Genomic DNA, 19175 nt, shown 5'->3' with positions numbered 1-19175 from the left:
CAAAATTTTTTGTCCGTGAAAAGTCCGAGGAGTGTGCCAGCATCGGGGGATGGGGAACGCTCAGGGGACGCAGGGAGCGCCGCCCACGCTGGACACCGGCGTCCTGCGCCGGATGAGGATCGCCCGCGACGCCATGGACCGCGAGTGGGCCGAGCCGCTGGACGTGTCCGCCGTCGCCGCCCGCGCCGGATACTCGCGCTACCACTTCGTCCGGCTGTTCCACGAGGTCTACGGCGAGCCGCCGGGCGCCTACCTCGCCCGGCGCCGCATCGAGCGGGCGCAGCACCTGCTGCGCACCGCCGACCTCACCGTCACCGAGATCTGCATGCAGGTCGGCTTCACCAGCCTCGGGACCTTCTGCACCCGCTTCAAGCAGCAGACCGGCACGACCCCCACCGAGTTCCGCAGGCGGGCCCGCACCGGGGACGCCGCCGCCATCCCCGGATGCTTCGTGCTGCTCTGGGCGGGCGGCTTCCGCGAGCGGCCGGCTCCCGGTGGCGGCGAGACGCCCGCGGGCGGCGAGATGACCTCGGGCGGCGAGATGTCCGCGGCCAGCAAGAATCGAGAAGGCCGGGCGGCCCGCGGCGCCCTAGCGTGAACGCATCATCCCAGTTCACAAGGAGACACCGGCATGATCACCAAACTCGGGCTGGCCACCGTCTGGGTGCTCGACCAGGACTCGGCGAAGGCCTTCTTCACCGAGAAGCTCGGCCTGGAGGTCCGCGACGACATGACCCTGGGCGAGGGCGGGATGCGCTGGGTCACCGTCGGCGCCAAGGACCAGCCCGAGCTCAGCCTCGCCCTCATGGTGCCCGGCCCGCCCACCATGGACCCCGGCTCCGCCGTCCAGATGAAGGCCCTCATCGCCAAGGGCGTCCTCGGCGCCGGCGCCTTCAACACCGACGACTGCCAGGCCGAGTACGAGCGGCTCTCGGCCCTGGGCGTCGAGTTCGTCCACCCGCCCGAGAAGCGCCCCTACGGGATCGAGGCGGTCTTCCGGGACGACTCGGGCTGCTGGTACAGCCTCACCCAGCCGTTCGACCAGCTCGACGAGACCGTCCCCTGGAACGACTGCGTGGACTGAACGGACCCCCTCAGCCCGTGAGGCGGGCGCCGAGCTCGCGGAGCACGTCCACGAGCCGCTCCACGTCGGCCTTCGTCGTCCGCCAGTTGACCGGCGCCGGACGGAACACCGTCATGCCCCGGTAGGTGGTGGTCCCCGCGTAGACGCGGCCGTCCGCGAGCAGCGCCTCGCCCAGCCGCGCGTTCAACTCGTCCAGGCCCTCCTCCGGGAACCCGGCCGGGCGGTACCGGAAACACGCGATGCAGAGCTGCACCGGCGCGAGCAGCTCCATGTCGGGCGCCGCCTCGACCAGGCCGCCGAGATGGGCGGCCACGTCGAGGTGGCGCTCCACCATCTCCCGGTAGCCGTCCCGCCCGTAGGCCCGCAATGTCGCCCAGATCGGCAGCGCCCGCGCGCGGCGCGACGACTCGGGGCCCAGCATGTTGTAGTTGATCCGCTCGTCGTCGGAGTCCGGCAGGTACGCCGCGCCCCACGCCCCGAACGCGCGGCTCAGCCACGCGGGGTCCCGCACGAAGCAGAACCCGCTCTCGTACGGGACGTTCAGCCACTTGTGGCCGTCCGCCGCCACCGAGTCCGCCCGCTCGACGCCGCGCGCGAGATGCGCCGTCCGCGGGCTGAGGGCCGCGAACAGCCCGAACGCCCCGTCCACGTGGAGCCACGCCCCGTGCCGCTCCGCGAGGCCGGCCAGCTCCGCGACCGGGTCGCTGTCGCCGGCGTTCACCTCGCCGAGGTTCGCCACCACCACCGCGCGGCCGCCCGCCTCGGCCAGCGCGGCGTCCATCGCCGCCAGATCGACCCGGCCCGCGTCGTCGCGGGCGAACGTCCGGACGGTGTCACGGCCGCAGCCCAGCACCTGCAGCGCCTTGCGGGTGCTGACGTGCACCAGCCCGCTGCTGAACACCGGCATCGCCGGGAGCCCCGCGAGCCCCTGCGACGCGACGTCCACCCCGTGCTCGGCCGCCCACCACTGCCGTGCGCAGGCCAGTCCCGTCAGGTTCGCGAACGTCGCACTCGGCGTCAGGACGCCGCCGAACTCCGCCGGAAGCCCGAACAGCTCCTTCAGCCACCGCAGGACGACCGTCTCCGCCCGCGCCGCCAGCGGCGACGTCAGCCACAGCCCGGTCGCCTGGTCCAGCAGCGAGGCCGCCCAGTCGCCCGCCATCGCCGCCGGCGTCGACCCGCCCACCACGAAATGGAAGAACCGCGGCCCCGAGGAGTGCGTCGCCGCCCGCGTGCCGACCCGCACGAGCCGCTCGACCGCGGCCACCGCCCCGTCCCCCCGCGCCGGCAGCGGTCCGTCGAGCTCGTCCAGCAGCGGGTCCATCGCCCGGTCGTGGACGGGACGCTCCGGCAGGCTCGCCAGATACGGTCCCGCCGCCCGCGCCACCACCGCGAGCGGGTCACCGGCCTTGTCATGCTCGTCCAGCGGATCACTCATGGCGCAAGGAGATCACGGACCCGGTCTCGGGGGAAACGCCCTGAAGGGTCGAAAGGGGGCAGCTTGTAGTATTCGTGCTGGTCGGATACGGTCCCGCCTGGGTTCGCCCCCGCGGTCGCCGACGCTCCGGCGGCTCCCGCCGCGCCCGCGGCGACCGCCCGGGCCGCCAGCTCCCGCACCCCGCGACGCGGGACCTCAGGGGCCCGGCCACCCACCGCTGGGGTGGCCGGGCCCACCGCGTCCGTTTCCTACAAGACGCGCGCCCTCCGCCCGCCCTAGCGTCGGCACCATGAAGGTCCTGCACGAAACCGGCCTCGCGCGCGCCGCGGAGTTCATGCGCCTCAACGGCCGCCTCATCGACCGGCACCGCTTCGCCCTCCACTTCCGCGGCGGCCCCGCCGAACCCGTCCTCGCCGCCCTCAGGGCCTACGAGAACCCCGACGGCGGATACGGGCACGCCCTGGAACCCGACCTGCGCGGCGAGGCCAGCCAGCCCGTCCCCACCCAGCACGCCCTGCAGTTCCTGCACGAGGCGGGCGCCGACCACGACCCCGCCGTCACGCGCACCGCCGGCTACCTTGCCTCCATCACCGCCGACGACGGGGGAGTGCCGTTCGTCCTGCCGACCGTCCGCGACGCGCCGCACGGCCCCTGGTGGCAGACCCCCGACGACCCGCCCGGCGCCGTCAACCCCACCGCGACCCTCGCAGGCCTGCTCCACAGGGCCGGAGCCGACCACCCCTGGCTCGCACCCGCCACCGACTTCTGCTGGCGCTACCTGGAGGCCCCCGGCGCCGAACCCGGCGGCTACGACGTCCTCGCCGTCCTGACCTTCCTCGACCACGTCCCCGACCGCGACCGCGCGGCCGCCGCCTTCGCCCGCGTCCGCGACCTCCTCGCCGCCCACGCCCGCAGCGACCACCAGGGCCCGCTCGACTTCGCGCCCGAACCCGGCGGACACGGGCGCCGCCTCTTCGGCGCCGCCGACATCGACGCCGCCCTGGACGCCCTCATCGACGAGCAGGACGACGACGGCGGCTGGGACGTCGCCTTCCCCATCTGGACACCGATCACCCGTCCCGAATGGCGCGGCTTCGTCACCGTCGAACGCCTCAGGACGCTGCGCGCCTACGGACGCCTCAAGCCCTGACCGCCTCCAGGCGGGTCACAGCAGGTTCCGGACGGGCTCGCCCGCCAGGTCGCGCACCTCGTGCGCGAAATGGGCCTGGTCGGCGTAGCCCGCCGCGAACGCGACCTCCGCTAGCGGCCTGCCCGCCCGCGCGAGGCCCAGCGCCCGCTGGAACCGCAGCACCCGCTGCAGCGTCTTCGGCCCGTAGCCGAACGCCGCCGCCGACCGGCGCCGCAACTGCCGCTCACCGATCCCGAGCGCGTCCGCGACATCACCCACCGAACCGCTCGCCAGGCCCGCGACCACCGGCGCGACCAGCGGATCCACCGGGCCCGTCCGCTCCCGCACCGCCGCGACCAGCACCCCGCGGCGATCCTCGGCCGCAGCCACGGCCTCCGCCAGCCGGTCGGCCTCCCCGCCCCACAGCTCCCGCAACGGGACGCGCCCGTTCCGCAGCGCGTCCGCCGGGACGCCCAGCACCGGCGGCGCGGTCCCCGGCGCGAACCGCACCGCCGCGATCTCCTCGCCCGGCCGCATGACCGCCGGCATCGGGCCCGTGTCCGGCCCCGCCACCACGATCCCGCCGCCCGTCCAGATCAGGTCGACGCAGCCGTCCGGGAGCACGCGCTGGACGAACGGCTCGGCGTCCGGCGGCAGCGCCGACGTCCACGAGCAGGCCAGACCCGGCTCCCGGTACTCGCGATAGCCCGTGGGGTTCACCCTTCCTGCATACCACCCGCATTCACGGGCAGGGGCACAGGACACGACGAACCACCGGAGGAGACCAGTGCCGAACAACGATCTTCAGGGCAGGACCATCGCCTTCCTGTGCGCCCCCGAGGGCACCGAGCAGGTCGAGCTGACCGAGCCGTGGAAGGCCGTGGAGCAGGCCGGCGGCACCCCGCGCCTCGTCTCCACGCAGTCAGGCCGGCTCCAGGCGTTCGACCACCTGGACAAGGGCGACACCTTCCAGGTCGACACCACCGTCGACGTCTCCGAGCACACCGAGTTCGACGGGCTCGTCCTGCCCGGCGGCGTCGCCAACCCCGACTTCCTGCGCACCGACCCCGACGCCGTCGCGTTCGTCCGGGCGTTCTTCGACTCGGGCAAGCCCGTGGCCGTCATCTGCCACGGCCCCTGGACCCTCATCGAGGCCGACGCCGTCCGGGGCCGGACCCTGACGTCCTGGCCGAGCCTCCGGACCGACCTCCGCAACGCCGGGGCGACCTGGGTGGACGAGGAGGTCAAGATCTGCGAGGACGGCCCCAACGTGCTGGTCAGCAGCCGCAAGCCCGACGACCTCAAGGCGTTCTGCCAGGCCGCCGTGGAGGCGTTCAAACGGTGACGCGGCCACATGTGGTCTAGACCTCTGACCTAGACCACTGGGTGAACCCCAGGGGACCATATCCTGCACGAATATCCGTACCGGCAAGTAACTAAGTACGGTTGTGCACGTGACCCGTCGAGCGAAGATCGTCAGCACCATCGGTCCGGCCTGCTCCAGCAGCGAGCAGATCAACGCCCTCGTCGAAGCCGGCATCGACGTCGCCCGCCTCAACATGAGCCATGGCGAGCACGCCGTCCACGAGGAGGTCTACCACCGGATCCGCGCCGCCGCCGACGCCACCGGACGGGGCGTCGGCATCCTCGCGGACCTGCAGGGCCCCAAGATCCGCATCGGGCGCTTCCCCGACGGCCCCGTACGGCTCACCCTCGGCGACGAGTTCACCATCACCACCGACGACGTCCCCGGCACCCGCCGCGAGGTGTCCACCACCTACGAGGGGCTGCCGGGCGACGTCAGCGCCGGCGACACCGTCCTCATCGACGACGGCCGCGTCGCCCTCGAGGTCACCTCCGTCGACGGCCCCCGCGTCAACACCAAGGTCACCGTCGGCGGCATGGTGTCCGACAACAAGGGCCTCAACCTGCCCGGCGTCCCGGTCAGCGTCCCCGCCCTCACCGAGAAGGACGAGACCGACCTGCGCTGGGCCCTGCGCCTCGGCGTCGACCTCGTCGCCCTGTCCTTCGTCCGCACCCCCGCCGACGCCGACATCTGCTACCAGATCATGGAGGAGGAGGGCGTTCGCGTCCCCCTCATCGGCAAGATCGAAAAGCCCCAGGCCGTCGAACGGCTCCCCGAGATCGTCGCCGCCTTCGACGGCATCATGGTGGCCCGCGGCGACCTCGGCGTCGAGATGCCCCTCGAACAGGTGCCCATCGTCCAGAAGCGCGCCATCGAACTGTGCCGCGAGAAGGCCCGCCCGGTCATCGTCGCCACCCAGATGCTCGAATCCATGATCTCCGCGCCCCGCCCCACCCGCGCCGAGACCTCCGACGTCGCCAACGCCGTCTTCGAGGGCGCCGACGCCGTCATGCTCTCCGGCGAGACCAGCGTCGGCCAGTACCCGATCGAGTCCGTCCGCACGATGAGCCGCATCGTGCAGACCGCCGAGCAGGCCTCCCTCCAGGCCACCCACACCCTCGAGCGGATGCCCGAGACCGTCGGCGGGGCCATCGCCCGCGCCGCCGCCGAGGTGGGCGCCATCGTCGGCGCCGAGGCCCTCGCCGCCTTCACCATGTCCGGCGAGACCGCCCGGCGCCTGTCGCGCTACCGCTCGCCCATCCCGCTGCTGGCCTTCACCTCCGTGCCCGCCGTCCGCGGGAGGCTCGCCCACGTCTGGGGCGTCGAGACCTTCATCGTCCCCCAGGTCGACCACACCGACACCATGGTCCGCCAGGTCGAGCAGGCCCTCCTCGAACTCGGCCGCTTCCAGAAGGGCGACAAGGTCGTCGTCGTCGCCGGCTCGCCCCCCGGCACCGCGGGCTCGACGAACGCCCTGCGCGTCCACAGCCTCGGCGACGCCATCGCCGTCCCCCACTGACCACCACCCCTGCCGGGCACCGCGCGACCCGCACCCCGCGCGGTGCCCGGCTCCTCTACGCCGCCCGCTTGAGGCCGCCCCCGGAACGTTGCGCACCGGGCACGCATCACCGCCCGATCTCATTTCCACGACGCTCCGGAAACCCACCCCGCCCTCAGTACTTGGGCCCGACGAACTCGTCCAGCCGCGCCACCGCCCCCTTCTTGGCGACCGAGATGTTCCTCGCGTTCATCTGCGTCCACTCGACCCCGAGCCGGTCCAACGCGTCGGTGAACAGGCGCTGGATGTCCAGCGAGACGTTCGTGAAGTTGTACCGGGGATACTCGTACCACCGGTCCTCGTTCTTGAGCGGCCGCCGCACCCGGTTGACGAAGCGGCACCCATCGGAGTGGAGCAGCCCACGGACGAAGTCCTCGGCGAACCCGTTCACGATCTCCTGCTGCCAGGGGTGCAGTTCGATCTTCCGCTCGTGCTTCTTGCCCGGCCCGTGCTGGGGGAAGAGGCAGGGCCAGTGCTTGGAGTGGCTGTTGACCTCGACGCAGCCGATCCGCTGGATGATCCGTACCTTGTTCCCCGGCCGGACGGCGCCGACGGCCGCGGCGCACTGCTCGATCAGCCCCGGCCAGGCGTCGGCGCAGGCGATCCGGAGAGCCCAGACCATCTTGCTGCGGTCGCCCACGGGACTGATGCAGCCGTCACCCAGATAAAGGCCGAGAAGGTAGGCGTAGGAGTCCCTCGGTTCGGGCGCGCTTGGTAATTCGGTGCATCGCGGGCATTCCCGGTAGGGCCCGGCATAGAGATCGCGCTTCTGCTCGGTCCGCAGCCGCCATTCGCGGATCGCGCCGCGAGAAGCGCCCGTTCGGCGGCTGACCTCGCTGATCGTGAGGCCTTGGCCCAGAAGCGCCAGAGCGCGTTGACGCATGGTGATGTCATACATGCGCACAGTGTCACGGGCGCCTACGACAAAGCCCGTTGCCTGCTCGTTGGCGCAGGGGTCGTCAAGGGGTGCCGAAAAGCCGGATTAGTGGCTATCTGCCGAGAAGTGCCCCGAGTGGGATTCGAACCCACACTTGATGTGGTTTGAGCACATGGCCTCTGCCTATTGGGCTATCGGGGCAAATGTCCTAATAATTTGGACATCTAGATTGTTCGTGAGGGGCGGGCTCTCGGGGGAGCCCTGCGGGAACCAGGGTAGCGGGTTTCGGTAGGCTCGTGGGCGTGGAGAGCGCTCGGCGGGTTGTGATCGCGGAAGACGAGGCCCTGATCAGGCTTGACCTGAAGGAGATGCTTCAGGAGGACGGCTACGAGGTGGTCGGGGAGGCCGGGGACGGCGAGACGGCCGTCCGCCTCGCCGGGGAGCTGAGGCCGGATCTCGTGATACTCGACGTGAAGATGCCGGTGCTGGACGGCATCTCGGCGGCCGAGCGGATCTCCGTGGAGCGGATCGCGCCGGTGGTGATCCTCACCGCGTTCTCCCAGCGCGAGCTCGTCCAGCGGGCGACGGAGGCGGGCGCGATGGCCTACCTCGTCAAGCCGTTCTCCAAGACCGATCTCACGCCGGCGATCGAGATGGCGGTGAGCCGGTACACCGAGCTGCGCGCGCTCGAGGCCGAGGTCGCGGGCCTGCAGGAGCGGCTGGAGACCCGCAAGGTGGTCGACCGGGCGAAGGGGCTGCTGCAGCAGGCCCACGGGTGGTCCGAGCCGGAGGCGTTCCGGTGGATCCAGAAGACCTCCATGGACCGGCGGCTCACGATGCGGGCCGTCGCCGAGGCGGTCGTGGCGGGCGCCTCCGGAGGTCATGGCGAGTCGGCCGCGGGCTGACCCCAGGTCCCGCCGCATCCCGGGTTTGTCAAGGTCCAATGCGCTGGTGCGCGAGCGGACCCTGATCGTCACGTTTCGTAATCGTCCCAGGCAACGCGTGGTGTCCGATGGGCACGGGGGAGTAACGAACGAGTAACCCTTCGATCCGGGGGTCCTGTTCTGGGGTGGGTCGACGGTGTACGACATAGCTGGTCCCCGAGTGACCGTTTCCTCCAATCGAGGCGGCGGCGTCGGGGCTTCACTCGTACCCGATCCCCTCCCGGATCCGGATGGAAAGGTTGGGCACCTTGCGGCGCAACAAGATGAGGATCACCGGCGCGGTTGCGGTGAGCGCGGCGCTCGCGCTCAGCGCCGTGGCGTGTGGTGACGGCGATAGCGGCTCCGACGGCGGCAACGAGGTCACGATCGGGTTCATGGGCGACCTGACCGGTGAGAACTCGGGCCTGGTGATCCCGCCCAAGCAGGGCGCGCAGCTGGCGATCGAGCAGTACAACGCCACGAACCCCAAGGTCAAGATCAAGTTCAAGACCTACGACAGCCAGGGCAAGCCGGAGCAGGCGACGACGCTGGCGCAGGGCGCGGTCAAGAACGACAAGATCGCGGCGCTGATCGGTCCGGCGTTCTCCGGTGAGTCGCAGAGCGTCGCCCCCATCCTGGAGGAGGCCAAGATCCCGAGCGTGTCGCCGTCGGCGACCAACATCACGCTCGGCGAGAAGGGCTGGAAGTACTGGCACCGGGTCGTGGCCGACGACGCCGCGCAGAGCGAGGGCGCCGCGAACTTCCTGGTGAACTCGGTGAAGGCGAAGAAGCTCTTCACGGTCTCCGACAACCAGGACTACGGCAAGGGCCTCGCGGACGCGATCGCCAAGGCCGCCGGCTCCAAGGGCGCGCAGACCCAGACCGACGCGGTGGACGACAAGGCGACGGACTACTCCTCGACCGTCAACAAGATCAACCAGTTCAAGCCGGACGCGGTCTACTTCGGCGGTTACTACGCGGTGGCGGGGCGGCTGTTCAAGCAGCTGCGCGAGGCCGGCTACAAGGGCAAGATGATGTCCGGCGACGGCTCGCTCGCGACCGGTCTGATCGAGGGCGCCGGCAAGGAGAACGCGCAGGGCGCGCTGCTGAGCTGCGGCTGCCTGATCGACGCCGAGGGCAAGACGAACCCGAAGGCCAAGAAGTTCGCCGACGACTACAAGGCGAAGTACAACTCCGAGGTCGCCATCTACTCGACCGAGGGCTTCGACGCCGCGACGGCGTTCATCGAGGCGGTCAAGGCCGGCAAGACCGAGCCGGAGGACATCAACAACTTCCTCAAGACCGAGGACATCCAGGGCGTCGGGAAGCAGATCAAGTTCGCCGACAACGGCGAGCTGGCGGTCAACGACATCTTCATCTACGAGGTGAAGGACGACAAGCTGCCGCTGCTCGGCAACAGCAACGAAGCGAAGGTCTCGTAGGCGTCACCACGCCCGGACCGACCGCCCCCGTCCGCGGGGGCCCCTGATGGCGCGGGAGCGGGAGCGCTACAGCGCTCCCGCTCCTTTTGACGAAGGCGACCGAAGGTGCTCGACGACTTCATCAATCAATTCTGGCCGTCGACCGTCGACGGCCTGGCGCTGGGCGCGATCTACGCGCTGCTGGCGCTGGGCTACACGATGGTCTACGGCGTGCTCCGGCTGATCAACTTCGCGCACGCCGACATCTTCATGGTCGGCACGTTCGCGGCGCTGTGGACGGCGCGGACCCTGGACCTGTCCGCCGTGGGCGGCGTCGCGCTGATCGGCGTGGTGGCGCTCATGGCCGTCGTCAGCGGCGTGGTGGCGGGCGGCGGCGCGATGCTGCTGGAGGTGGCGGCCTACCGGCCGCTGCGCAAACGGGGGGCGTCGAGACTCGCGGCGCTGATCTCGGCGATCGGCGCGTCGATCTTCATCCAGCAGCTGATGGGCACGGTGATCATCAGCAAGGTGTTCGGGACGTCGAAGGAGGGCGGCAAGCTCGATGTCAACGAGCACTTCAAGAAGCTGTCCGACGTCGTGGACTTCGGGCCGATCCTGATCCGCAACGACCAGCTGATCGTCTTCATCGGCGCGGTGCTCATGATGGTCGCGCTGGACCAGTTCGTGAACCGCACGAAGCTCGGCCGCGGCATCCGCTCGACGGCGCAGGACCCGGAGACGGCCGTGCTGATGGGCGTGAACATCGACCGGGTGGTGCAGGTGACTTTCCTGGTCGGCGGTGTGATGGCCGGGGTGGCCGCCGCGCTGTACTTCCTGCGCTTTGAGAGCACGAACTACTTCGTCGGCTTCCTGCTCGGCATCAAGGCGTTCACGGCGGCGGTGCTCGGCGGCATCGGCAACATCCGCGGCGCCCTGGTCGGCGGGTTCACCCTCGGGCTGCTGGAGATGTACGGTTCGAGCTTCTTCGGATCCCAGTGGCGCGACGTGGTCGCGTTCTCCGTGCTCATCCTTGTCCTGATGTTCCGTCCCACCGGCATTCTCGGTGAGTCCCTCCAGCAGGCGCGCGCATGAACCTCACGAAGAACGGAAACGGCAAGGGCGGCGCGGCCGGCCTCCGCTCGCGCGGGGACATGTTCTCCCTGGACCCGCTGCGCGACTGGTGGGCTGGTGCGCCCGGCGCGGTGCGGTGGGTGGTGTACCTCCTGCTGATCGTCGGCGGGCTGCTGCTGCCGAGCGAGGCGATCGGCTCGTTCATGGCGCCGAGCGGCAGCGACTGGGCGTCGATGCTGAGCAGCCAGATCGCGATCTACGTGCTGCTGGCGATCGGGCTGAACGTGGTGGTCGGCATGGCCGGCCTCCTGGACCTCGGGTACGTGGCGTTCTACGCGGTGGGCGGCTACACGATGGCCATCTTCGCGACGCGCTACGGGTGGAACTTCTGGGAGTCGCTGGGGCTGGCGATCGCGTTCTCGGCGCTCGCGGGGGTCATCCTCGGGGCGCCGACGCTGCGGCTGCGCGGCGACTACCTCGCGATCGTCACGCTCGGCTTCGGTGAGATCGTCAAGCGGACGGCGAACAACAGCTCGTTCGTGAACGGGCCGCGCGGCGTGCAGGAGATCCCGCACCCGCCGTCGCTGTCGGAGTTCGAGATCCTCGGTGTGCAGCCGCTGAAGTACGGGCTGCTGGACGCGCGGCCGTACTACTACCTGCTGCTGCTGTTCATCGTCCTCGCGATCATCTTCGTGAAGCGGCTGGAGCGGTCGCGGGTGGGGCGCGCGTGGGCGTCGATCCGGGAGGACGAGGACGCGGCGGAGCTGATGGGCGTGCCGACGTTCAAGTTCAAGCTGGCGGCGTTCGCGATCGGCGCGGCGATCGGCGGCAGCGGCGGCGTGGTGTTCGCCGGGCAGATCACCTCGATCAACCCGCAGAACTTCGAGTTCCTGGTGTCGGCGCTGATCCTGGCCGGCGTGGTGCTGGGCGGTTCCGGCAACCTTCCGGGCGTCATGCTGGGCGCGGCGGTGCTGGCGTGGCTGCCCGAGCGGTTCCGGTTCCTGCACGACTACCGGATGCTGATCTTCGGTGCGGCGCTCGTGGCGATGATGATCTTCCGTCCGGAGGGCCTGTGGCCGTCTCGGCAGCGGAAGGCGGAGCTGGCCGAGGGCACCGGCGGCATGGGCAGCATGGGCGCCGAGGTGGCCGGTCCGGGCCAGTCCGACGCGGTCGCCGTGGAGGAGGGCAAGTGAGCGAGGCGGAGGGCGGTGCGCCCGTCCTGGAGCTGCGGGACGTCGTCATGCGGTTCGGCGGCGTGGTCGCGCTCAACAAGGTGGACATCACGATCCGCGAGGGCGAGATCTTCGCGCTGATCGGCCCGAACGGGGCGGGGAAGACGACGGTGTTCAACGTGACCACCGGCGTCTACCGGCCGACCGAGGGGCAGGTGGTGTTCCGCGGGAAGCGCATCGACGGCAAGAAGCGGTACACGGTCACGAAGCTGGGTGTGGCGCGCACGTTCCAGAACGTGCGGCTGTTCCACAACATGACGGCGATCGAGAACGTGATGGTGGGCGCGGACGCGCACCACCGGACGGGGTTCGTCGGGGCGGCGCTCGGGCTGCCGTGGCACCACCGCGAGGAGCGCCGCGGGCGCGAGCGGGCGCAGGAGCTGCTGGAGCTCGTGGGCATCCCGCACCGCGGCGCGGAGGCGGCGAAGAACCTGCCGTACGGCGACCAGCGGCGGCTGGAGATCGCGCGGGCGCTGGCGACCGAGCCGAAGCTGCTGCTGCTGGACGAGCCGGCGGCGGGCATGAACCCGGCCGAGAAGGTGGCGCTGCAGCAGCTGATCCGCGAGATCCGCGACACCGGCGTGACGGTGCTGCTGATCGAGCACGACATGAGCCTGGTCATGGGCATCAGCGACCGGGTCGCGGTGCTCGACTTCGGCCAGAAGATCGCGGACGGCCTGCCGGCCGAGGTGCAGAACGACCCGCGGGTCATCGAGGCGTATCTGGGGGCTCCGGCCGATGCTTCTTGAGATCAGTGACATCCACGTCCACTACGGGAAGATCGCGGCGTTGAAGGGCATCAGCGCGGAGGTCGGCCAGGGGGAGATCGTCACGCTGATCGGCGCGAACGGCGCCGGGAAGACGACGACCCTGAAGACCGTGTCGGGGCTGCGCTCGCTGTCGTCGGGCGCGATCCGGTTCGACGGCGAGGACATCAGCAAGATGCCCGGGCACAAGCGGGTGCTGGTCGGCATCGGGCAGGCGCCGGAGGGCCGGGGGATCTTCCCCGGCATGACGGTGGAGGAGAACCTGCTGATGGGCGCCTACGCCCGCAAGGACGACTCCGCCAAGGAGCTGGCCGAGGCGTACGAGCTGTTCCCGCGGCTGGCCGAGCGGCGCAGGCAGATGGGCGGCACGATGTCCGGCGGCGAGCAGCAGATGCTCGCGATCGGGCGGGCGCTGATGGCCAAGCCGAAGGTGCTGCTGCTGGACGAGCCGTCGATGGGGCTCGCGCCCATGCTCGTCCAGCAGATCTTCTCGATCATCCAGGAGATCAACCGGCGCGGGACGACGGTGCTGCTGGTGGAGCAGAACGCGCAGCAGGCGCTGCAGATCGCGCACCGGGCGTACGTGCTGGAGACCGGCCGCGTGGTGAAGTCGGCTCCGGCGGCGGACCTGCTGGACGACCCGGAGGTCCGGGCGGCGTACCTGGGCGGCGAGCTCGGCGAAGGCGCCGGTCCGGCGGCCGGAGCGGCGGGCGGGCCGGTGAAGGGCTCCGCGTCCGCGAAGGACTCCGCGTCCGCGAAGGACTCTGAGGTGGACGGGCCGGAGTAGCGGCTCGTCCGGGTCTCAGGCCCGCTCGGTCCGGTTCGTCCGGGCCGGGCGGGCCTCGCGCGTCGCGGGGGTCAGGGCAGCGGGATCTCGGCGGGGGCGGGGTCGCTCGTCGCGCCGACGGGCGGCGAGCCGTACAGGCGGACGGCCTTGGTCTTCGCACCGCGCGGGACGTCGAACCACAGGTCGAACTCGACGCGCATGGACGCGCCGACCGAGAGCCGCTCCGGCTGCCGCTTGATCATGGTGGCGTTGACGTCGGGGGAGTAGGTCCCGCCGTCGGTGGTGACGAGCCGCTGCTTCCAGGTGTCGAAGACCTGGATGTCGCGCCCGGTGTTGACGGCGAGGACGCGGACGCGCGTGAAGGCGCCCTTGGCGTTCATGGCGGCGTGGGTGCCCATGACGTCGGTCATGGCTTCGCGGAAGCCGACGACGGTGAAGCGCATGTCGGCGCTCTTGCCGGTCTTGCCCTCGGGGACGGACTCGCCCTCGCGCGCCCTCTCGGCCGGGATCTTGTAGTCGGGCGGGGAGGTGGCGTGCCCGGAGCCGGAGCACCCGGCGAGCGGGAGGGTCGCGGCGAGGATGAGCGCGGCGGCCGCGAGGGCGTTGCCCGCGCGGGGCCGGGTGCGCGGGCCGCGGGTGCGCGTGTCAGCGTGGCGCATGTCTCGGAAGGTACGGCCGGCGGGCGGGCCGGGTGAACGGGCGGGATCGTTTCGCAACGCAACCGCAACCGGTGACGGACCTACGCCGGTGTCGGCGCGGCGGGGCGCCGGCCCCGGGCATGTGTTGACCCGGGGTCACCTTTGGGGCCGTACGAACCTTCCCCGGGCGCGTACGTTGTCTACTCGGTGACCCCGGGCCGGTCTGATCCACGCTACAGACCCGGGGCCGCGCATCGCAAAGAAAGTGCGGATCAAGGCGCGTCCACGGCCGAACGGAGCGCCGCGGCCGGCCGGGGCGCCCGGGCCGGGCGAGGTCTCAGCCGCCGGACGGGGCGTCCCGCAGCATGCAGGTGAGGCGCGCGGTGCAGACCCTCCGGTCCTGGTCGTCGGTGATGACGATGTCGTAGGTGGCGAGGGTGCGGCCCCCGTGCACCTGGGTGGCCACGCCCGTCACCCACCCCTCGGTCGCGGACCGGTGGTGGGTGGCGTTGATCTCGATCCCGACGGCGATGCGGCCCGGGCCCGCGTGCAGGGCCGCGCCGGCGGAGCCGATCGACTCGGCCAGGACGCAGGAGGCGCCGCCGTGCAGGAGGCCGTAGGGCTGGGTGTTGCCCTTCACCGGCATGCGGCCCACCACGCGCTCGGGCGACGCCTCCAGGTACTCGAGGCCCATGGTCTTCGCCAGGTCGCCGTGCGCGTCGAACTCGCCCCCCGCGAGGATCTCCGCGATCGGGTCCCGCGGGTTCGCGCCGTCGGTGTCAGTCACTTACGCCTCCACAAAACTGTCGTACGCGCAGACTAGAGTCCTGGTGTGGCGACCTCACCGACGACCCCTGACAAGCGCGACCGGCTCCTCCTGCTCGACGGCCACTCCCTGGCCTACCGGGCGTTCTTCGCATTGCCCGTGGAGAACTTCTCCACGACCGACGGGCAGCCGACCAACGCCGTCTACGGCTTCACCTCCATGCTCATCAACGTCCTGCGCGACGAGCAGCCGTCCCACATCGCGGTGGCGTTCGACCGCTCCGAGCCGACGTTCCGGCACGAGCAGTACGTGGAGTACAAGGCGGGCCGCCAGAAGACGCCCGACGAGTTCCGCAGCCAGGTCAGCCTGATCTTCGAGGTGCTCGACGCGCTGCGCATCCCGCGGCTGTCGGTCGCCGGGTTCGAGGCGGACGACATCATCGCCACGCTGTCCGTCCAGGCCACCCGCGCGGGGATGCGGACCCTCATCGTCACCGGCGACCGCGACGCGTTCCAGCTCGTCGACGACTCGGTGACGATCCTGTACCCCGTCCGCGGCGTGTCCGAGCTCGCCCGGATGGACCCGGCCGCCGTCGAGGCGAAGTACGGCGTCCCGCCCGAGCGGTACCGCGAGCTCGCCGCCCTCGTGGGAGAGAGCAGCGACAACCTGCCCGGCGTCCCCGGCGTCGGCCCGAAGACCGCCGCCAAGTGGCTCACCAAGTACGGCGACCTCGACACGCTCGTCGCCCGGGTCGGCGAGATCAAGGGCAAGGCCGGCGACAACCTCCGCGAGCACCTGGCCGGCGTGCTGCGCAACCAGCAGATCAACAAGCTCGACTGCGAGGTCGGCCTGGAGCTCGCGCCGCCGCAGCTGACGATGGGCCAGTGGGACCGCGAGGAGATCCACACCCTGTTCGACTCGCTGCAGTTCCGCGTCCTGCGCGAACGGCTCTACGCCACGATCTCGACCGCCGAGCCCGAGGCCGAGGAGGGCTTCGACGTCGAGGTCGAGGCGCTCGAACCCGGCGCGCTCGGCGCCTGGCTCGACGCCAACACCGCCGAGCGGACCGGCGTCGCCGTCACCGGCACCTGGGGCCGCGGCACCGGCGAGATCACCGCGCTGGCGCTGGCGTCCAAGAAGGGCCCGGCCGTCCACATCGACCCGGCCGAGCTGATCGAGGACGACGAGCGCGCCCTGGCCGCCTACCTCGCCGACCCCGCCCGCCCCAAGGCGATCCACGAGGCCAAGGGCCCGATGCTGGCGCTCGCCGCGCGCGGCATGCGGCTGGAGGGCCTCACCAGCGACACCGCGCTCGCCGCCTACCTAGCGCTGCCCGGCCAGCGGACGTTCGACCTCGCCGACCTCGTCCTGCGCTACCTGCACCGCGAGCTGCGCAGCGAGACCGAGGACTCCGGCCAGCTCACCCTCGACGGCTCCGGCGAGGAGGAGGCCGCCGAAGCCCTCGCGGTCCGCGCCCGCGCCGTCACCGAGCTCGCCGACGTCCTCGACAAGGACCTCGAGAAGCGCGGCGCCACCCGCCTCCTGCACGAGGTCGAGCTGCCGCTCGTCGGCGTCCTCGCCGGCATGGAGCGCGCGGGCATCGCCGTCGACGCCGACCACCTGGCCGGCCTGTCGGCGTCCCTGGGCGGCCAGGTCAAGGAGCAGGAGCAGCTGGCCCACGCCGCCGTCGGCCGCGAGTTCAACCTCGGGTCGCCCAAGCAGGTCCAGCAGGTCCTGTTCGACGAGCTGAACCTGCCCAAGACCAAGCGCACCAAGACCGGCTACACCACCGACTCCGAGGCCCTCACCACCCTCCTGGAGAAGGACGGCCACCCCGTCCTGGAGCACATCCTGCGATGGCGGGAGGTCGCCAAGCTCAAGAGCATCGTCGACTCCCTCATCCCGATGGCCGACGACGCCGGCCGCATCCACACCACGTTCAACCAGATGATCGCCGCCACCGGCCGGCTCTCCTCCACCGACCCCAACCTGCAGAACATCCCGATCCGCACCGCCGAAGGCCGCCAGATCCGCGAGGCCTTCGTCGTCGGCGGCGGCTACGAGTCCCTCCTCACCGCCGACTACTCCCAGATCGAGCTGCGCATCATGGCGCACCTCTCGGAGGACGAGGCCCTCCTGGAGGCGTTCGGCACCGGCGCCGACTTCCACACCATCACCGCGTCCCGCGTCTTCGGGCTCCCGCCCGAGCAGATCGACTCCGAGCTGCGCGCCCGCATCAAGGCCATGAACTACGGCCTCGCCTACGGCCTGTCCGCCTACGGGCTCTCCCAGCAGCTGCGGATCTCCCCCGACGAGGCGCGCGGCCTCATGGAGGAGTACTTCGAGCAGTTCGGCGGCATCCGCGACTACCTGCGCGACATCGTCGCCAAGGCCCGCCACGAGGGCTACACCGAGACGATCCTCGGCCGCCGCCGCTACCTGCCCGACCTCAACTCCGACAACCGCCAGCGCCGCGAGATGGCCGAACGCATGGCCCTCAACGCCCCCATCCAGGGCTCCGCCGCCGACATCATCAAGGTCGCCAGCCTCAACGTCGACCGCGCCCTGCGCCGCGCCGGCCTGACCTCCCGCATGCTCCTCCAGGTCCACGACGAACTCGTCTTCGAGGTCGCCCCGGGCGAACTCGACGAACTGAGAACCCTCGTCAGCACCGAGATGGCCGGCGCCTACGCACTGCGAGCCCCCCTCAGCATCTCCATGGGCACCGGCCGCACCTGGCAGGATGCTGCTCATTAAATTGCTTTTCTCTCCTCCTTCGGGCCTGGCGGCCCTCCATCGTCGATAAAAGCGGGCGATTGCTGGCATCGCTTCGTCTCGCCTTGCGGCTCGCTTCGCGATCAGATTCTTGCTTCGCTTGAATCTGCCTTCGGACGCAATCGCGACCATTGAGGTCGTCGCGGGGTTGCGCAGGTGGCTGAGGTTGTTGCGCTGGTGGGTGGGGGTGGCTCGCCTTGCGGCTCGCTGTGTTGGAAGATTCTCGCGCGTTTGAACCTGCTTTCGACATTTCCGCGTTACTGGAGTTGTGGGGGTGGGGTCCGGCGTGTGGTAGCGGCTTTCGTGGGCTCTGGCACTGCTCATGGCTCGCTGTGCGGTCTGGTTCTCGTGGGGGGCGAAGCTGCCTGGGGGCGTTCGTCTGGTGGGTGTGGCGGGAGCGTTTGGTGGCGGCGCGTGTGGAGTCGCTGCGGGTGGGCGCGCCCGACGATGAGCTGGGGGGACGGCGCGGATCGTCCTCACGGCGCGGCCCTGAACGTCGACGCTTTGATCCGCTGCTCGGCCTGCTGCGGCCGGTCGATCCCCCGTCGGCGCCTTGAAGGTGCGGGCGTTCCGGCCTTGCGTGCGTCTCCCGCTCTGGCGTGGCTCTCTAGTGGCGTGTGGGCGCCTGGACGCGTCGACCGCCGCGCGCCTTCGGGCGTGGTGGCGGTGCGGGCGGGTGTGCGTGCCTCGGCCTTGGTAGGGCCCTGGATGAGTCCATTGCCACACGTCTTCGAACATGGTGGGGCGAGGTCCGCTGGGTCGGACGTCGGTGGCAGTGCCGGGTTCGGCTGGGTCTGCGTGGATGACGGTGCGATGCCCGGCGGGTTGTGCTCGCTCGGGTGAGCGGCGGGTAGGGCGGGCTGCTCGGCCGTTACTTGGTTGCAGAGGTCGGGTGGGGGCGGAGGTGGGCTGCGTCGCTGCGTAGAGGTGATGGTCGGCGGCCAGGGGTGCTGGGGCGTTCCTGGGTGAGGTCGCCGCAGGTCACGGTAACGGGCTCCCTCTTTCTTGCTTCGGGTGCCGGTCGTTGTCTTTCGGTCGGTGGTTGGAGTGGGGGCGTGTTCTGGGTTGTTTTTGTGGCATGTGTCGCTTTTGTTGGTTTTGTTGTGTCTTGTGTATTTGGGGGGGTGGGTCGGGGTGGTGGGGGTTGCTGTCTTCGGGGGCGGATGGGGTTTGGTGGGGGCTTTTCCTCCTTGGTGGGATAAAGGGCGCGGTGGGGGTGGGGCGTGGGTATAACTCGGGTAGTCCGGTAGGTGTCATTAGATGTCCGGGGGGTCGTACGCTGTCCCCCTGGTCCTGTTCGGGTCTACCGGCGGGGGTAACGTGCCTCTCCTTCACAAGATCGC

17 protein-coding genes and 1 tRNA gene are annotated in these 19175 nt (G+C 70.7%); 12 read left to right on the top strand and 6 right to left on the bottom strand.

What is annotated here, in order from left to right; all coding sequences use genetic code 11:
• The first annotated feature begins 49 nt into the window (after positions 1–49).
• Complete coding sequence (locus FKD65_RS08720) at positions 50–598, top strand: helix-turn-helix transcriptional regulator (protein WP_205718609.1); 549 nt, start codon at positions 50–52, stop codon at positions 596–598.
• 33 nt (positions 599–631) lie between these two features.
• Positions 632–1084, top strand: coding sequence for a VOC family protein (locus FKD65_RS08715; protein WP_141576980.1), 453 nt, complete (start codon positions 632–634; stop codon positions 1082–1084).
• A 10-nt stretch (positions 1085–1094) separates the two neighbouring features.
• On the opposite strand, the gene FKD65_RS08710 is transcribed toward FKD65_RS08715, so the two are convergent.
• Positions 1095–2522 carry a pyridoxal-dependent decarboxylase gene (locus FKD65_RS08710; protein ID WP_141576979.1) on the bottom strand — a complete coding sequence of 476 codons (1428 nt, stop codon included), beginning with the start codon at positions 2520–2522 and terminating at the stop codon, positions 1095–1097.
• 289 nt (positions 2523–2811) lie between these two features.
• Between FKD65_RS08710 and FKD65_RS44090 the strand changes: the two genes are divergently transcribed.
• The gene (locus FKD65_RS44090; protein WP_168220988.1) at positions 2812–3672 is read left to right on the top strand and encodes a hypothetical protein; all 861 of its coding nucleotides are present in this window, start codon (positions 2812–2814) and stop codon (positions 3670–3672) included.
• 15 nt (positions 3673–3687) lie between these two features.
• Here FKD65_RS44090 and FKD65_RS08700 read toward each other — a convergent pair whose 3' ends face one another.
• Positions 3688–4371 carry a helix-turn-helix transcriptional regulator gene (locus FKD65_RS08700; protein WP_141576978.1) on the bottom strand — a complete coding sequence of 228 codons (684 nt, stop codon included), beginning with the start codon at positions 4369–4371 and terminating at the stop codon, positions 3688–3690.
• A 67-nt stretch (positions 4372–4438) separates the two neighbouring features.
• On the opposite strand from FKD65_RS08700, the gene FKD65_RS08695 reads away from it, so the two are divergent.
• Positions 4439–4996 carry a type 1 glutamine amidotransferase domain-containing protein gene (locus FKD65_RS08695; RefSeq protein WP_141576977.1) on the top strand — a complete coding sequence of 186 codons (558 nt, stop codon included), beginning with the start codon at positions 4439–4441 and terminating at the stop codon, positions 4994–4996.
• Between the two features lie 109 nt (positions 4997–5105).
• Positions 5106–6536 (top strand): pyruvate kinase, encoded by a 1431-nt coding sequence (gene pyk / locus FKD65_RS08690; RefSeq protein WP_141576976.1) that lies wholly within the window; start codon positions 5106–5108, stop codon positions 6534–6536.
• 154 nt (positions 6537–6690) lie between these two features.
• Here pyk and FKD65_RS08685 read toward each other — a convergent pair whose 3' ends face one another.
• Together FKD65_RS08685 and FKD65_RS08680 are read right to left on the bottom strand one after the other, a co-directional pair.
• Entirely contained in the window at positions 6691–7473 is a 783-nt protein-coding gene (locus tag FKD65_RS08685; protein ID WP_141576975.1) for a transcriptional regulator, read from the bottom strand.
• Positions 7474–7579: 106 nt separating this feature from the next.
• A tRNA-Leu gene (locus FKD65_RS08680) sits at positions 7580–7653 on the bottom strand.
• Positions 7654–7754: 101 nt separating this feature from the next.
• Here FKD65_RS08680 and FKD65_RS08675 point away from each other — a divergent pair.
• From FKD65_RS08675 to FKD65_RS08650, 6 genes are all read left to right on the top strand, one after another.
• Positions 7755–8357 carry an ANTAR domain-containing response regulator gene (locus FKD65_RS08675; protein WP_302931592.1) on the top strand — a complete coding sequence of 201 codons (603 nt, stop codon included), beginning with the start codon at positions 7755–7757 and terminating at the stop codon, positions 8355–8357.
• A 287-nt stretch (positions 8358–8644) separates the two neighbouring features.
• Positions 8645–9817, top strand: a complete 1173-nt coding sequence (locus FKD65_RS08670) for a branched-chain amino acid ABC transporter substrate-binding protein (protein ID WP_205718608.1) — start codon at positions 8645–8647, stop codon at positions 9815–9817.
• Between the two features lie 105 nt (positions 9818–9922).
• Positions 9923–10888, top strand: coding sequence for a branched-chain amino acid ABC transporter permease (locus FKD65_RS08665; RefSeq protein ID WP_141576974.1), 966 nt, complete (start codon positions 9923–9925; stop codon positions 10886–10888).
• Positions 10885–12060, top strand: a complete 1176-nt coding sequence (locus tag FKD65_RS08660; protein WP_141576973.1) for a branched-chain amino acid ABC transporter permease — start codon at positions 10885–10887, stop codon at positions 12058–12060. Before FKD65_RS08665 ends, FKD65_RS08660 begins: the two co-directional genes overlap by 4 nt.
• A 47-nt stretch (positions 12061–12107) precedes the next feature.
• A complete protein-coding gene (locus tag FKD65_RS08655) occupies positions 12108–12848 on the top strand; it encodes an ABC transporter ATP-binding protein (RefSeq protein WP_141586601.1) in 741 nt (246 codons plus the stop codon).
• Positions 12838–13653: an ABC transporter ATP-binding protein gene (locus tag FKD65_RS08650; protein WP_141576972.1), complete on the top strand. Its 816-nt coding sequence runs from the start codon at positions 12838–12840 to the stop codon at positions 13651–13653. The genes FKD65_RS08655 and FKD65_RS08650 overlap by 11 nt, the downstream gene beginning before the upstream one ends.
• Positions 13654–13724: 71 nt before the next feature.
• Here FKD65_RS08650 and FKD65_RS08645 read toward each other — a convergent pair whose 3' ends face one another.
• Complete coding sequence (locus FKD65_RS08645; protein ID WP_141576971.1) at positions 13725–14312, bottom strand: DUF4352 domain-containing protein; 588 nt, start codon at positions 14310–14312, stop codon at positions 13725–13727.
• A gap of 316 nt (positions 14313–14628) precedes the next feature.
• Entirely contained in the window at positions 14629–14985 is a 357-nt protein-coding gene (locus tag FKD65_RS08640; RefSeq protein ID WP_368367269.1) for a PaaI family thioesterase, read from the bottom strand.
• Positions 14986–15123: 138 nt separating this feature from the next.
• Between FKD65_RS08640 and polA the strand changes: the two genes are divergently transcribed.
• Positions 15124–17814, top strand: a complete 2691-nt coding sequence (gene polA / locus FKD65_RS08635) for a DNA polymerase I (protein WP_141576970.1) — start codon at positions 15124–15126, stop codon at positions 17812–17814.
• Positions 17815–19175: the final 1361 nt, after the last annotated feature.

Source organism: Actinomadura sp. WMMA1423 (assembly GCF_006547145.1).
Taxonomy (GTDB): Bacteria; Actinomycetota; Actinomycetes; order Streptosporangiales; family Streptosporangiaceae; genus Spirillospora.
This window is presented reverse-complemented; position numbering and strand designations above follow the sequence as displayed.